We start from the raw sequence: 13,493 nt of genomic DNA on the forward strand, positions 1-13,493 counted from the left end.
CCATCCTTTGCGTGCCTGAAAGGGACGACGGCGGCCGGTGCCGGACCCCGGCGCGGGCGTGCCGCCGTCGAACGCCCGGCCACCGGAAAGGCTAAGATGGATGCCATGACTAGCATGACGGACCCTCTCGAAAACGACCCGATGCGCGAGCTTTCCGGGGCTGGAACGTCCACAGCCACCATTGAGCGCGAGGAAGTGCGCCAAGAGGTAGAACCGGGCGACCGGGAGCGCTTTGCCCACTATGTGCGCAAGGAAAAGATCATGGAGTCCGCCATGACGGGAGAGCCCGTCATCGCGCTGTGCGGCAAAGTCTGGACGCCGGGCCGGGACCCGCAGAAATTCCCGGTGTGCCCTGAGTGCAAGGAAGTCTACGAAGGCCTCCGGCCGGGCAACGACGGCGGGAAGGGTCCGGGCGACTCGGGCAACAACAAGTAGTGACGGAGACGCTCTTTGGCGGCCCCACCCTGCCTCCGGCTTATCCGGAACGCGCAGCCTGGGGAACCGCGCCCAAACTCCGTGCCTGGCAACAGGAGGCACTCGACCTCTACCTGGCGAAAAGTCCCCGCGACTTCCTTGCGGTGGCAACCCCCGGAGCCGGTAAGACCACCTTCGCGCTGCGGATTGCCTCGACGCTGATCGATTCCGGTGCCGTGAACCGGGTGACCATCGTGGCGCCCACCGACCACCTGAAGCGGCAGTGGGCTGACGCCGCCGCCAAGGTGGGCATCGCCATCGATCCCAACTTCAAGAACTCCGACGGCCAGCACGGCCGCGGATTCATCGGTGTCGCGGTCACGTATGCGCAGGTGGCCAGCAAACCCATGCTGCACCGCGCCAAGACCGAGGCCGCCCGGACGCTGGTGATCCTCGACGAGATCCATCACGGCGGCGAAGCCCTGTCCTGGGGCGATGGCCTTCGCGAGGCGTTCGATCCGGCGGTGCGGCGGCTGTCCCTGACCGGAACACCCTTCCGTTCGGACACCTCGCCCATCCCGTTCGTGGAGTATGCGGAGGACCGGGAAGGCATCCGCCGCTCCAAGGCGGATTACACCTATGGTTACGGCAACGCCCTGCGGGACCACGTGGTCCGGCCGGTGATGTTCATGGCCTACTCCGGGCAGATGCGCTGGCGCACCAGCGCGGGCGAAGAGATGGCTGCCTCGCTCGGGGAGGCGGCCGTCACCAAGGACATCACCAGCCACGCCTGGCGAACCGCGCTGAATCCTGCGGGGGAGTGGATCCCCGCTGTCCTGGCCGGTGCGGACAAGCGGCTCAGCGAAGTCCGGCGCACCGTACCGGACGCCGGCGGACTGGTCATCGCCACGGACCATGAAGATGCGCGGGCCTACGCCGGGCAGCTGAAGAGGATCACCGGTGAATCGCCCACCGTCATCCTGTCGGACGATGCCAAGGCCTCCAGCAAGATCGAGGAATTCTCCGCCGGCGAGAAGCGCTGGATGGTCGCGGTCCGCATGGTATCCGAAGGCGTGGACGTGCCCCGGCTCTCCGTGGGCGTCTACGCAACGTCCACCTCCACCCCACTGTTCTTTGCCCAGGCCGTGGGGCGTTTCGTGCGTGCCCGCAAAAGGGGCGAAACGGCGTCGGTCTTCCTGCCGTCCGTGCCGCAGTTGATGGCGCTGGCCAACTCCATGGAAATGGAACGCGACCACGCGCTGGACCGGCCGGAGAAAGAGGACGGCGACGGACTCTTCAACCCCGAAGACTCGCTGATGGAGGAGGCCAACCGGGAAGAAAAGGCCTCCGACAGCCTCACCAAGGGCAAGTTCGAGGCACTCGACTCGCAGGCCTCCTTCGACCGGGTCCTCTTTGACGGCGGCGAGTTCGGCACCGGCGGCGAGGTAGGGTCCGACGACGAAATGGACTTCCTGGGGATCCCGGGCCTGCTGGACGCGGAGCAGGTTGGGACGCTGCTGCGCCAGCGCCAGCACGAACAACTGAACCGGAAAAACCGGAAGGCCCCGGCCGCCGAAAGCCAGGTTCCCGCCGTCCCTGACCACCGGATGCTGATGGACCTGCGCAACGAGCTGGCCAAGAACGTGGCAGCGTGGGCGGCCCGGACGGGCACCCCGCATGGCGTGGTCCATACCAAGCTGCGCACCGTGTGCGGCGGGCCCCCGGTGGCACAGGCCAACGAGGAACAGCTGCAGTCCAGGCTCAGGAAGCTCCAAGACTGGTTCATCGGCCGTAAGTAGGGCTCAGGCGATATCCACGCCGCCCAGTTCCATTTCAGCTACGGCGTCTTCGAGGTCGTCGGCAATCCCTGCCGTCAGGGACCGCACCACGGTGACGCCGTAGCCAGCCTGGACCGCGTCCAGCGAGGTGGCCTTCACGCAGTAGTCGGTGGCGATGCCCACCACCACTACGTCCTCGACGTCATGGCTCTGCAGCCAGTCATCGAGCCCGATCGCGTCCTCGTCCACTCCCGACGCGACCACGGACCCTGCCATTGAGCCGGCCTGGCGCTCCCCGGTGGGAACGGCGTCCTCGGGAGCCAACAGGCCCTCGAACCCTGAATACGCAGCTGCGAACTGGCCCTTCCGGAAATACGCGTCGATGTACTCGGTGTCCAGGTCCGGGTGCAGCTCGGCGCCGCGGGTTCCGGCCACGCAGTGCCGTGGCCAGCTGTCAATGAAATCGGGTGCCTCGGAGAAATGGCTGCCCGGATCGATGTGCCAGTCCTGGGTGGCCACCACGAAGTCGAATTCGCTGTGGTGGGCGTCCAGGTACTCGCTGATGGCGCCGGCCACGGCCGCACCGCCGTCCACGGCGAGCGAGCCGCCCTCGCAGAAATCGTTCTGGACATCGACGATGATCAGTGCGCGGGACATCAGTCCTCCTCAGTGGTCTTCATAGAGCGTGGGAATGGCGGGCTCGCCCCGCTGAAGGCGGTTTACCACCGGGGGCAACTCCGCCATCGAATCGGCGTGCCGCTGCCGTGCGCGGACCACGCCTTCGTGCCCGGTCCAGCCCGGCAGCAGTTCGCCGTTCTTCATGAACTGCTGCAGCAGCGGCCGGTCGTTGCCGTCATCCTCCGGCCGGTGGCCCACACCCACAACCTCGGCCGTGGCGGTGCCGCGCTCGTCCAGTTTCCGCAAGGCATACTTCCGGCCGCCCACGCTGGCCTTGTTCTTGGCCGCCTTGGCCACAGAGACGAAGTTTCCGGCGTCGTCCGTCCGGCTGACCAGCTTGTAGACCATGCTGGCCGTGGGAGCCCCGGAGCCGGTGACCAGTGAGGTCCCCACTCCGTAGGAATCAACGGGAGCCGACTGCAGCGCAGCGATGGCGTACTCATCAAGGTCCGACGTGACCACGATCTTCGTGTGCTCGTTGCCGAGGTCGTCGAGCAGCCGGCGCACCCACTGCGCCTGGGCCACGAGGTCGCCGGAGTCCAGCCGGACCGCGCCCAGCCGGGGCCCTGCCAGGTCCACGGCCGTGCGGACCGCCGTCTCGACGTCGTACGTGTCCACCAACAGGGACGTGCCTTCGCCCAGCGACGCGATCTGGGCCTCGAAAGCCGCCCGCTCGGTGTCATGCAGCAGCGTGAACGAGTGCGCGGCCGTACCCACCGTCCGGATACCGTAGCGCGCGCCCGCTTCCAGGTTGGAGGTGCTGTCAAAGCCGGCGATCACCGCAGCCCGCGCGGCGGACGCCGCAGCTTCCTCGTGCGTCCGGCGCGAACCCATTTCAATGCACGGCCGGCCGCCGGCGGCGCTGACCATCCGGGACGCTGCGGAGGCAATGGCGCTGTCGTGGTTCAGGACGGAGAGCAGGTATGTCTCGAGCATGCAGGCCTCGGCGAAGGAGGCCTCGACGATAAGGATGGGGGAGTTGGGGAAGTAGGCTTCGCCCTCCGCGTAGCCCCAGATGTCCCCGGAGAACCTGTAGTTGGCCAGGTACTCCAGCGTCTCCTGGTTGACCACCCGGGTACGTTCCAGGAAGTCCAGCTCGGCCTCGCCGAACCGGAAGCTTGCGATGCCCTCCAACAGGCGTCCGGTACCCGCCACAATTCCGTAGCGCCGGCCGTCCGGCAGCCGCCGGGCGAAGGCCTCGAACACCGATTTGCGGTGCGCCGCCCCCGAATGGAGGGACGCCTGCAGCATGGTCAGCTCGTAATGGTCGGTGTAAAAGGACGTGCGGGGATGGTCCCAGCCGGCGGAGGTGCTCACGAAAGTCACTCTAGTCCCCACCGGCTCCCTCGTCTCGCTTCGCTTCGCCGTGGGGCCCTCGCCGGTGTGGGCCCACCCTAGAATGGACAGATGACCATAAGCGTTGCGCCCGGCCCCGATACACGGGAGGGCATCCGGACCGGAACAGCGGAGTCCACCGACTCCCTCACCGCTCCGGACATCCCCTGGAACCTGGTGATCTGGAACGATCCCGTCAATCTCATGAGCTATGTGAGCTACGTCTTCCAAAGCTACTTCGGCTACTCCGAGACCAAAGCCAACAAGCTCATGATGGAGGTCCACAAGAAGGGCCGCTCGATCGTCGCGGCAGGCAGCAAGGAACAGGTGGAACGCCACGCGGTGGCCATGCACGGGTTCGGGCTGTGGGCCACGGTGGAAAAGGCCAGCGGCGGCCATGGCGGCAAAGCCGGGAAGTCCGGCGGTCCGGGCCAGGGTAAGGGGAAGCGTGGCTAAGGCATTCAAATACGGCCTCAAGGGCATCACCGGGTTCCTGGAACCTGCCGAGCGGGACCTGCTGCGCAGCCTGATCGATGACGTCATCTCCATGCTCCAGCCGGAGGAACGCGACGGACAGGATCCGCTGGCTGCCCTCATCGGCCTGGACATGGACGTTGCCGAACCTACGGACCGCGCGGTCAAGCGGCTCCTGCCCAACATCTCCAAGAACGACGACGCTGCGTCCCTGGAGTTCCGCCAGCTCACGGAGCGTTCGCTGCGGGAAACCAAGATCGGCGCGCTCCGTGCGGCGGCGTTGGACTTGGACAAGGACGAGATCGTCCTGACGCCGGAGGGGGCCAAGTACTGGTCCATGGCGCTCAATGACGTCCGGCTCGTCCTGGCAGAGCGTCTGGACATCCGCGACGAGGCCGACGCCGAACACGTCCACCGCATGCAGGACTGGTCCCAGGCCGAGGATGTGGAAAGCTATCTGGCGCTGGTTTACAACTTCACCACCTGGCTTCAAGAGTCCGTGGTCCAGGCCATGCTGCAGTCCCTGGAATCCCGCCGGTGAGCTGCGGCGGCCAGGGGGAGGCCGTTGGTTGTGACACATTCGACATGAGTCGCTGGACACAAGATGATGGCTGAGCCTTCCGGGAAGACCTATCCTCGAATAATCATGACAACAGCCTCGAGCACGGACCCGACGTTGGATGCGCAGCCTGCCGGCGACGGCGACCTCCCGGCCGCCGCACCGGAAACCCGGCCCATCGGCGTCTTCGACTCCGGTGTCGGCGGCCTCACCGTGGCCCGCTCCATCATTGACCAGCTGCCCAACGAATCAATCCTCTACGTCGGCGATACCGCCCACGGGCCGTACGGTCCGCTGCCCATCGCCGAGGTGCGCGCCAACGCCCTGGGCGTGATGGACGAACTGGTGGACTCCGGTGTCAAGCTGCTCACCATCGCCTGCAACTCGGCGTCGGCCGCGGTCCTTCGGGACGCCCGCGAGCGGTACACCGCCAAATACGGCATCCCCGTCATCGAGGTCATCCAGCCTGCCGTGCGGCGCGCCGTCGCCGCCACCCGCAGCGGGAAAATCGGCGTGATCGGCACCTCAGCCACGGTGGGCTCGCGCGCGTACGAGGACACCTTCGCCGCCGCCCCGGACCTGGACATCACGTCCGTGGCCTGCCCCGAATTCGTCAGCTATGTCGAGGCCGGCATCACCACCGGGCCGGCGCTGCTGGCCGTCGCAGAGGAATACCTGGCACCCCTGAAGGCCGCCGGGGTGGACACAGTGGTCCTGGGCTGCACGCATTACCCGTTGCTGACCGGCGTCATCTCCTTTGTGATGGGCGCGGACGTCACCCTCGTTTCCAGTGCCGAAGAGACGGCCAAAGACGTGTACCGCGCGCTGGCCACCCACAACCTGCAGCGCCCGTCCGGCACCCCGCCCGAGCACCACTTCGTGGCCACCGGCGATGCCGGCCAGTTCGAGGCGCTCGCCCGGAGGTTCCTGGGCCCCGAGGTCCTCTCCGTCCGGCACGTGGACCACGTCGCCGCGCAGTACCCCACCGGAAGCCTCGCCCGCATCACGCCGGAAATGATCGCCGCCGCCCAGGCCGCGCGCGGACGCCCCCGGATCTCCAATTTCGTGGGCGGACTCGCCGACGCCGGCCGAGCCGGAGGACCCCGCCCGTGAAGCTGACCATCGTGGGGTGCACGGGCTCCTTCCCCGGGCCCGGCTCCCCGGCGTCGTGCTACCTGCTGACCGCCACCGACGGCGACCGCACCTGGAAGGTGGTGATGGACCTCGGCAGCGGTGCGCTGGGCGCCATCCAGCGGTACACCGACCTGGAGGACATTGACGCCATCTTCCTTACCCACCTGCACCCGGACCACTGCATGGACCTGTGCGGGCTGCACGTCGCCATCCGCTGGAAGCCCGGCGGCTGGGGCCGTGGCCGCATCCCGGTGTGGGGCCCGGCCGCGACGGCCAACCGGATGGCCACCGCCTACGGCTTGGACCCGGATCCCGGCATGCATGAGGAATTCGACTTCAGCAACTGGACCGAACGCGAACCCGTGACCGTTGGGCCGTTTACCGTCACGCCCTTCGCCGTCAACCACCCCATCGAGGAGGCCTACGCCCTGCGGGTGGAGGTGGTGGAACCCGGCAAGGACGGTGTCCCTGTCACCCGGACGCTGACGTATTCCGGCGACACCGACTCCTGCGCCGGGCTTGAGGAAGCCGCCAAGGACGCCGACTTGTTCCTGTGCGAGGCAGCCTTCGAAGAGGGCCGCGACGACGGCATCAAGGACGTGCACCTGACCGGAAAACGGGCGGGGGAGACCGCAGCCGTGGCCGGCGCCCGCCGGCTCCTGCTGACCCACATTCCGGTGTGGACATCACCCACCACTGTCATGGCCGAGGCCCGGCCGGTTTTTCCCGGCGATGTGGCGGTTGCCGTGGCCGGTGTGCACTACACGATCTAGCGGCGGGCCGCACTCGATAAGCTAAAGGCATGACATCTGAAGCAACTGCAGTGCCCATCGTGCGCGCCGACGGCCGTGCCCCCGACCAGCTCCGGCCCATCAGCATCACCCGCGGATGGTCCAACCAAGCTGAGGGGTCGGCACTGATCGAGTTCGGCAACACCCGGGTGCTGTGCACGGCCTCCCTGACTGCCGGCGTTCCCCGCTGGCTCAAAGGCGAAGGCCGCGGCTGGGTCACGGCCGAGTACGCCATGCTGCCCCGCGCCACCAACACGCGCTCGGACCGGGAATCGGTCAAGGGCAAGATCGGCGGCCGCACCCACGAGATCTCGCGCTTGATCGGTCGTTCGCTGCGCTCCATCATCGACACCAAGGCGCTGGGCGAAAACACCATCGTGCTGGACTGCGACGTGCTGCAGGCCGACGGCGGGACACGCACCGCCGCGATCACCGGCGCCTACGTAGCGCTGGCGGATGCCATCCGGTTCGCCCGCGACACCAAGCTGATCGCCAAGAACGCCCAGCCCCTCCTCGACACCATTGCCGCCGTCTCGGTCGGTATTATCGACGGCGTTCCCATGCTGGACCTGCCGTACGTGGAAGACGTGCGGGCCGAAACCGACATGAACGTGGTGGTCACCGGCTCCGGCAAGTTCGTCGAGGTCCAGGGCACCGCGGAAGGCGCCCCGTTCGACCGGGAGGAGCTGAACCAGCTCCTGGACCTGGCCCTGCTGGGCACTACGCAGCTGGCCGCCATCCAGCGGGAAACCCTGGCGGACGCCCTGTGAGCACGCCCTCACCCCGGCTCGTGCTCGCCACGCACAACGCCGGGAAACTGCGCGAACTCCGTGACCTGCTGCGCGGGCAGGTGCCCGGGCTCGACGTCGACACCCAGGTGTTGGATGCGGCGGCGGCAGGTGCGCCGGACGTCGTCGAAACCGGCGTGACCTTCGCCGAGAATTCGCTGCTAAAGGCCCGGGCGGTGGCCGGGGCCACCGGCCTGGTGGCCATCGCCGACGACTCCGGGCTGGCCGTGGACGTCATGGGCGGGGCGCCGGGCATCTTCTCCGCCCGCTGGGCCGGACGGCACGGCGACGACGCCGCCAATCTCGACCTGCTGCTGAACCAGCTCTCGGACGTTCCCGATGAGCACCGCGGCGCGGCATTCGTCTGCGCGGCAGCCCTGGCCGTGCCCGCCGGCACCGCCGGGCCGGGCCGTGAAGTGGTGGAGTACGGCCAGCTGGAGGGCGTCCTCCTGCGCGAACCCCGGGGTGCCGGCGGCTTCGGCTACGATCCGGTGCTGCAGCCGGCCGGCGAGAACCGCAGCTGCGCCGAGCTGTCCGCCGACGAAAAGAACGCCATCAGCCACCGCGGAAAGGCCTTCCGTGCCCTGCTGCCCGCCATCGTGGCAGCCCTGGAAGCAGCGGACTGAAGGACGCGGCACGCCGCACAACAGAAAAGGTGCGCACCCCGCCGGGGTGCGCACCTTTCCTGTTGAACGGCCGGACTAATCCTGCCGGCCGCTGGGGAACTTGCGCGGAGTCTTCTGCTCCGCTTCCGGTTCGTGCTCCTCGATGAATTCGTCGACGGCGTCGGTGCCGTAGGCCTGCGCCTGGCGCTTCGCTGACATGCCGCGCAGGAGTTCAATGCCGATCGGAACCACGGAGACCAGCACGATGGCGATGAAGATGATGTCCAGGTTGTCCCGGACCCACGGAACGGTGTCGCCCAGCAGGAACCCGAGCAGGGTCACGCCGCCACCCCAGAGCACGGCCCCAATGACGTTGTAGATGAAGAACTTGCGCTTGCTCATCTGCGCCACGCCGACGATCACGGGGACAAACGTCCGGATGATGGGAACGAACCGGGCAAGGATAAGCGCCTTGCCGCCGTGCTTCTCAAAGAACGCGTGCGCGCTTTCGACGTTCTCGCGCTTGAACAGTTTGGAGTCGGGCTTGTTGAAGAGGGCAGGGCCCGCTTTGGAACCGATCAGGTAGCCCGCCTGGTTGCCGATGATGGCCGAGACCACGATCAGCAGGGCGAGGAGCCAGATGTTGAACTTGATGGTGCCGGTGGCGACCAGCAGGCCGGCGGTGAACAGCATGGAGTCGCCGGGGAGGAAGAATCCCACGAGCAGGCCGGTCTCGGCGAAGACGATGCCGCAGACCAGCAGGACCACCCACGGGGCGAGCGCCGGATCGGCCAGGAAGACCTGGGGGTTCAGCCAGTCGGGCAGGAAGGAGGCCATTGGCGGCTGCACCGGACCCGCGCCGCCCAGCATGGACACAGCGAGGTGGTTCATCACAGGAAAGTTCACCCCTCAAGCGTACTTGACCGGCCTGCGCCTCCCGGGCCTGTCCCTCCCGGCCCGGGGGCGCCGGCGGCGGTAAGGTGGGGGCCGTGGGTTTGGATTTTACGGCGATCGACTTCGAAACGGCCAACGGCTTCCGGGGCTCCCCGTGCTCGGTGGGCCTGACGAAGGTAAGGGGCGGGAAAATTGTCGAGGAGGCCTCCTGGCTGATGCGGCCCCCGGCCGGCTACGACCACTTTGACCACCACAACGTCCGTATCCATGGAATCACTCCTGCCGATGTTGCGGTGCAGCCGCGGTTCGGGGAGCTGTTCCCGGAGATCGGGGCGTTCATCGGCGAGGACGTACTGGCCGCGCACAACGCGGCCTTCGACCTGGGTGTCATCCGCTCGGCGCTGGAAGTGTCAGGGCTGCCGGGCCCGGCCTACGACTACGTCTGCACGGTCATGTTGTCGCGCCGCTGCTATTCGCTGGTCTCCAATTCGCTTCCCTTTGCCGCGGAGGAAGCGGGCGTGCCGCTGGTGAACCACCACGACGCCGCGGAGGATGCCCGCGCCTGCGCCGGCATCCTGATCGACATTGCCGCCCGCAACGGTGCCAACAGCATCGCCGAACTGTATCTCTCCCTGGGTTTGGCCATGCCGCGCCAGCAGGCATTCGATCCCGCCACCGGTGATGTATCGAAGCCCAGCCTGGCGGCCATGTCCGGCGCCTCCGGCAACGGCGCGGCGCTGGTGCGGCGGTTCCAGTCCGGCTGGCCCGAAGAAGGGCTCAACCCCGAACCGAACGCCGACGCCGAGCCCGGCCACCCGCTCTACGGCCAGACCGTCGTGTTCACCGGGCAGCTGTCCATCGGCCGCCCGGACGCCAAGCTCCGCTCGGCCCACCACGGTGCCCGTACAGAGAGCCGGGTGACCGGCCGCACCACCGTCCTGGTCGTGGGGGATGGGTTCGTGGCCTCGGACCTGCGCTCCGGGAGGCTGACCGGGAAGGCACGGCGTGTGCTGGAGCTCCATGATCGGGGGCAGGCCATCGAGGTGTTGTCCGAGGGCGAGTTCCTGCAGATGGTGGGCAGTGCAGCCGTCCCTGCGCACCGCTTGAACGCCCCCGCCGCACCCGCCGGAACGGATGCCTTCGCGCCGGCCCTCAACGCCTGAGGCGGCCTCGAGGTATCCGCCAGGGTTCATCCGGCGCAACAAATCTTGGCCGCCGGGCGCTACCCTCCTAGCCTTGCGTGATGAGTTCCTTGTTCGCTTTCCCCAATCCGGTCAACGAGTATGCGGCCCGCACGACGGCTGCCCTGGTGGTCCTGCTCGCGGTGGTCACCGCCGTGACAGGTTCCGTGTGGGGCCTGCTGGCCATCGCCGTCGGGTTCTGGCTGCGGCTGCTCTTCGGCCCGCGGATCTCACCGTTGGCGGTCCTCTCCGTGAAGGTCATCACCCCGCGGCTGGGAAAGGTGAAGCTCGTCCCCGGGCCGCCAAAGCGCTTTGCGCAAGGCATCGGCGCCGCCGTCTCCACGGCAGCCCTGCTGTTGTTCGTCTCCGGCCTGGGCTTGGCAGCGTGGTTGCTGCTGGGGATCCTGGTGGTGGCGGCATCGCTTGAAGCTTTTGCCGGATTCTGCCTGGGCTGCACGATTTTCGGCTTCCTGCAGCGCCGCGGAGTGATCCCCGAGGACGTCTGCGAGGCCTGCAACAACATCAGCCTTCGCCGGTCGTGACCCTAACCAGCTGATCCGCCATCCCCCGGATTACCTCCAGGCCTTCCAAGGCACGGAGCCATGGGGCGGGCAGGCAGTCCTCCCCGTACCAGGCGCCCAGGATGTTGCCCGCCAGGGACCCGGCGGTGTCGCTGCCGCCGCTGTGGTTCACCGCCACGGCGATGGCGTCCCGGAAGTGTTGTTCCGGCAGCATTGGGGCGCCCCCTGCCGGAAGCGTGGCGAGGACGGCGTAGAGCGCGACGGCGAGTGCCTCCTCCGCGAACCAGCCCTCACCCAGTGCCCGGATCAGTTCCACAGGTGGAACAACCGCCGTGCCAGCGAGCCGCAGTGCCGCTTCAAGCCGGTGGGGCAGTTCGGGTGCCAAGTGCGGGATGGCGGCCGCGTGGGCGGTCACGGCTGCGGCGGCTACCCGCAGGTCTTCACCGGCGACCAGCCGGTGGATCAGGAGGCTGAAGATACCGGAACTTTGGCGTGCCGCCGGGTGGCCGTGGGTCAGTGACGCGGCATCGGAACTCAACTTATAGGCCGCCTCGGGCGAGATGTGCGGGATCAACCCGAACGGCGCCGAGCGCATCACCGTGCCGGCACCTTTCGAGTCCGGATTGACGGGCCGCACCGACGTTCCCATCTCACCGGTGGCCAGCCCGGTGATGCAGTCCTGCTCCGGGTGGCGCCGCTGCCGCAGCACCTTATTACCGTCGATCCAGCGGGGCTGGGGAGCCGGCGCGGAGGGCCCGGCGTCTGCGCCTTGGGTGGCCAGCCAGCGCAGGTAGGCCAGCCAGACGCACGCATTCACGTCCGCGCCCACACCGGAGTTGGCCCATTCCAGCGCCTCCACCAGGCCGTCCACGGTGTAGAGGGTCAATTGCGTATCGTCGGAGAAATGGCACGGACCGGAGAGGTCGTCAAAGCCAGTCAGGCCGCCGGCGCCGAAACGCCGGTGGATCTCGTCGATGGAATCGAACTCCACGGCGTAGCCCAGCGCGTCGCCCAGGGCCCCGCCCAACAGGGAGCCGTGGATCCGGGACTTGGGAGTGGGGGTGGGCGTGCCGTGGTCGATGCTCATGGAGACAAATTTACCGTCCGGACGTGCTCCGAACGGTTGGGGCTGCGTCCCGCGATGGTGGACCGGGGGGAGCGGCCGCGGACAGCAGGTATCCAGCGAACGCCCAGACTGGGCTGGAATACTGCTCGGGTTGCCTGCGCTGCCCGCCGCCCCTGCCGGCCGGGGCGGCTCGGGAACCCCAGAGAGCACCCGACGAGCAAAGGTCCCATCATGAGCACCCCTGTCCCAGCCCGCGACGCACTGCAGACCGGCGGCACGGAGCCCGAACGCCGGGCCCTGCTGCCCCGCCTGGCAGCCGAGGCATTCGGCAGCCTCTTCCTGGCGGTGGCCGGACTGGGCGCACCGCTGTTCAGCATTCCGCAGTCCAGCCCGGTACCCGCCGCCCTGGCTGCCGGCCTCGCCATCACGGCCGCCATGCTCGCCTTCGGGCATATCTCCGGCGGCCATTTCAACCCGGCCATCACCTTGGGCCATCTCCTGGCCGGCCGGATCCGGGCCGGCGCGGCCGCAGCGTACGCCGCCGCCCAGGTCGTGGGTGCCCTGGTGGGTGCCCTTGCCTTGTTCGGCATCCTGCGTACCCTGCCCAGCATTCCAGACAGCCGGACCGCCTTCGATACGGTGGCCGCCGGCTTCGGCGACCACTCCATTATCCAGGCGCCCCTCGCCGCGGTGGTGCTGCTGGAATTGCTGGGAACCGCAATCATCGTTGCCATCTTCCTGGGCGCTGCCGGCCGGGACAACGGCGCCCTGCGCGACAACGCCGGCGTGGACGGCGGCAGCCGGACGGTTGCCGCCGTTGCCGTGGGCCTGTCCTTCGCGGCGCTGCTCCAGGTGGGCCAGTCCGTCGGCAACCTGCCGTTCAACCCCGCCCGGGCCCTCGCCTCTGCCGTCTTCAGCTCCGGTGCGGCGCTGGGACAGGTGTGGGTATTCCTGGTGGCCCCGCTGGCCGGCGCCGCCATCGCGGGCCTGGTGTTCCGGATTTCAGGCACGGCTGACGCCATGCACAGCGCTGAAGCGCCGGACGATGCCGACCACGACGAGGACGCCGCGGGCGTGGAAACAGGTTCCGGGGACGCCGGCGCCGGGTCGTCGCCGGTCCAGTCCCGGGTGGACGACGGCGGCGACGCTCCGGGTGCGGAGCCGAAGCTCCCCGCGGCACGCACTGCCGCACCGGACAAGCGGGCGCGCAACGTCAGCGAGGCCCAGGAGTTCTTCGAGGGCAAGCGATCCTGAGCAGTCCGGGCCGCGGCGGTT

The 13,493-nt window shown here is 68.2% G+C and carries 15 protein-coding genes; 11 read left to right on the forward strand and 4 right to left on the reverse strand.

The genetic code is table 11. From position 1 onward, the window contains the following. Positions 1 to 96: 96 nt before the first annotated feature. Both QRM95_RS09770 and QRM95_RS09775 read left to right on the forward strand, forming a co-directional pair. Complete coding sequence (locus QRM95_RS09770; protein ID WP_285247576.1) at positions 97 to 435, forward strand: DUF3039 domain-containing protein; 339 nt, start codon at positions 97 to 99, stop codon at positions 433 to 435. Continuing rightward, positions 435 to 2,213, forward strand: a complete 1,779-nt coding sequence (locus tag QRM95_RS09775) for a DEAD/DEAH box helicase (protein ID WP_285247577.1) — start codon at positions 435 to 437, stop codon at positions 2,211 to 2,213. The genes QRM95_RS09770 and QRM95_RS09775 overlap by 1 nt, the downstream gene beginning before the upstream one ends. A gap of 3 nt (positions 2,214 to 2,216) precedes the next feature. Here the strand turns inward: QRM95_RS09775 and QRM95_RS09780 are convergent, their stop codons facing one another. Together QRM95_RS09780 and QRM95_RS09785 are read right to left on the reverse strand one after the other, a co-directional pair. Further along, on the reverse strand, positions 2,217 to 2,849 hold the full coding sequence (locus QRM95_RS09780; RefSeq protein ID WP_285247578.1) for an isochorismatase family protein: 633 nt from the start codon (positions 2,847 to 2,849) through the stop codon (positions 2,217 to 2,219). A 9-nt stretch (positions 2,850 to 2,858) separates the two neighbouring features. Then, on the reverse strand, positions 2,859 to 4,187 hold the full coding sequence (locus tag QRM95_RS09785; RefSeq protein WP_285247579.1) for a nicotinate phosphoribosyltransferase: 1,329 nt from the start codon (positions 4,185 to 4,187) through the stop codon (positions 2,859 to 2,861). 90 nt (positions 4,188 to 4,277) lie between these two features. Between QRM95_RS09785 and clpS the strand changes: the two genes are divergently transcribed. The 6 genes from clpS to rdgB all read left to right on the forward strand — a co-directional run bounded on the left by clpS (position 4,278) and on the right by rdgB (position 8,577). After that, on the forward strand, positions 4,278 to 4,661 hold the full coding sequence (clpS, locus tag QRM95_RS09790) for an ATP-dependent Clp protease adapter ClpS (protein WP_285247580.1): 384 nt from the start codon (positions 4,278 to 4,280) through the stop codon (positions 4,659 to 4,661). Then, the gene (locus QRM95_RS09795; protein ID WP_285247581.1) at positions 4,654 to 5,220 is read left to right on the forward strand and encodes a DUF2017 domain-containing protein; all 567 of its coding nucleotides are present in this window, start codon (positions 4,654 to 4,656) and stop codon (positions 5,218 to 5,220) included. Before clpS ends, QRM95_RS09795 begins: the two co-directional genes overlap by 8 nt. A gap of 105 nt (positions 5,221 to 5,325) precedes the next feature. After that, complete coding sequence (gene murI / locus QRM95_RS09800; RefSeq protein ID WP_285247582.1) at positions 5,326 to 6,351, forward strand: glutamate racemase; 1,026 nt, start codon at positions 5,326 to 5,328, stop codon at positions 6,349 to 6,351. Further along, positions 6,348 to 7,145, forward strand: coding sequence for an MBL fold metallo-hydrolase (locus tag QRM95_RS09805; RefSeq protein WP_285247583.1), 798 nt, complete (start codon positions 6,348 to 6,350; stop codon positions 7,143 to 7,145). Before murI ends, QRM95_RS09805 begins: the two co-directional genes overlap by 4 nt. A 29-nt stretch (positions 7,146 to 7,174) precedes the next feature. Continuing rightward, the gene (gene rph, locus QRM95_RS09810; protein ID WP_026264233.1) at positions 7,175 to 7,933 is read left to right on the forward strand and encodes a ribonuclease PH; all 759 of its coding nucleotides are present in this window, start codon (positions 7,175 to 7,177) and stop codon (positions 7,931 to 7,933) included. Next, entirely contained in the window at positions 7,930 to 8,577 is a 648-nt protein-coding gene (rdgB, locus tag QRM95_RS09815; protein WP_285247584.1) for an RdgB/HAM1 family non-canonical purine NTP pyrophosphatase, read from the forward strand. Before rph ends, rdgB begins: the two co-directional genes overlap by 4 nt. Before the next feature lie 75 nt (positions 8,578 to 8,652). Here rdgB and QRM95_RS09820 read toward each other — a convergent pair whose 3' ends face one another. Further along, positions 8,653 to 9,447 carry a DedA family protein gene (locus tag QRM95_RS09820; RefSeq protein WP_285247754.1) on the reverse strand — a complete coding sequence of 265 codons (795 nt, stop codon included), beginning with the start codon at positions 9,445 to 9,447 and terminating at the stop codon, positions 8,653 to 8,655. A gap of 98 nt (positions 9,448 to 9,545) precedes the next feature. Here QRM95_RS09820 and QRM95_RS09825 point away from each other — a divergent pair, with 98 nt between their 5' ends. After that, positions 9,546 to 10,613 carry a 3'-5' exonuclease gene (locus tag QRM95_RS09825; RefSeq protein WP_285247585.1) on the forward strand — a complete coding sequence of 356 codons (1,068 nt, stop codon included), beginning with the start codon at positions 9,546 to 9,548 and terminating at the stop codon, positions 10,611 to 10,613. An 80-nt stretch (positions 10,614 to 10,693) separates the two neighbouring features. After that, positions 10,694 to 11,173 (forward strand): DUF4395 domain-containing protein, encoded by a 480-nt coding sequence (locus QRM95_RS09830; RefSeq protein WP_285247586.1) that lies wholly within the window; start codon positions 10,694 to 10,696, stop codon positions 11,171 to 11,173. Here the strand turns inward: QRM95_RS09830 and QRM95_RS09835 are convergent. Further along, positions 11,154 to 12,239 (reverse strand): ADP-ribosylglycohydrolase family protein, encoded by a 1,086-nt coding sequence (locus QRM95_RS09835; RefSeq protein WP_285247587.1) that lies wholly within the window; start codon positions 12,237 to 12,239, stop codon positions 11,154 to 11,156. The two genes, QRM95_RS09830 and QRM95_RS09835, sit on opposite strands and share 20 nt — an antisense overlap. A gap of 210 nt (positions 12,240 to 12,449) precedes the next feature. Between QRM95_RS09835 and QRM95_RS09840 the strand changes: the two genes are divergently transcribed. Continuing rightward, a complete protein-coding gene (locus QRM95_RS09840; protein WP_285247588.1) occupies positions 12,450 to 13,472 on the forward strand; it encodes an aquaporin in 1,023 nt (340 codons plus the stop codon). Positions 13,473 to 13,493 lie beyond the last annotated feature (21 nt).

The sequence above is a fragment of the Pseudarthrobacter sp. efr-133-R2A-89 genome (assembly GCF_030209315.1).
In the GTDB taxonomy this organism is placed as follows: Bacteria; Actinomycetota; Actinomycetes; order Actinomycetales; family Micrococcaceae; genus Arthrobacter.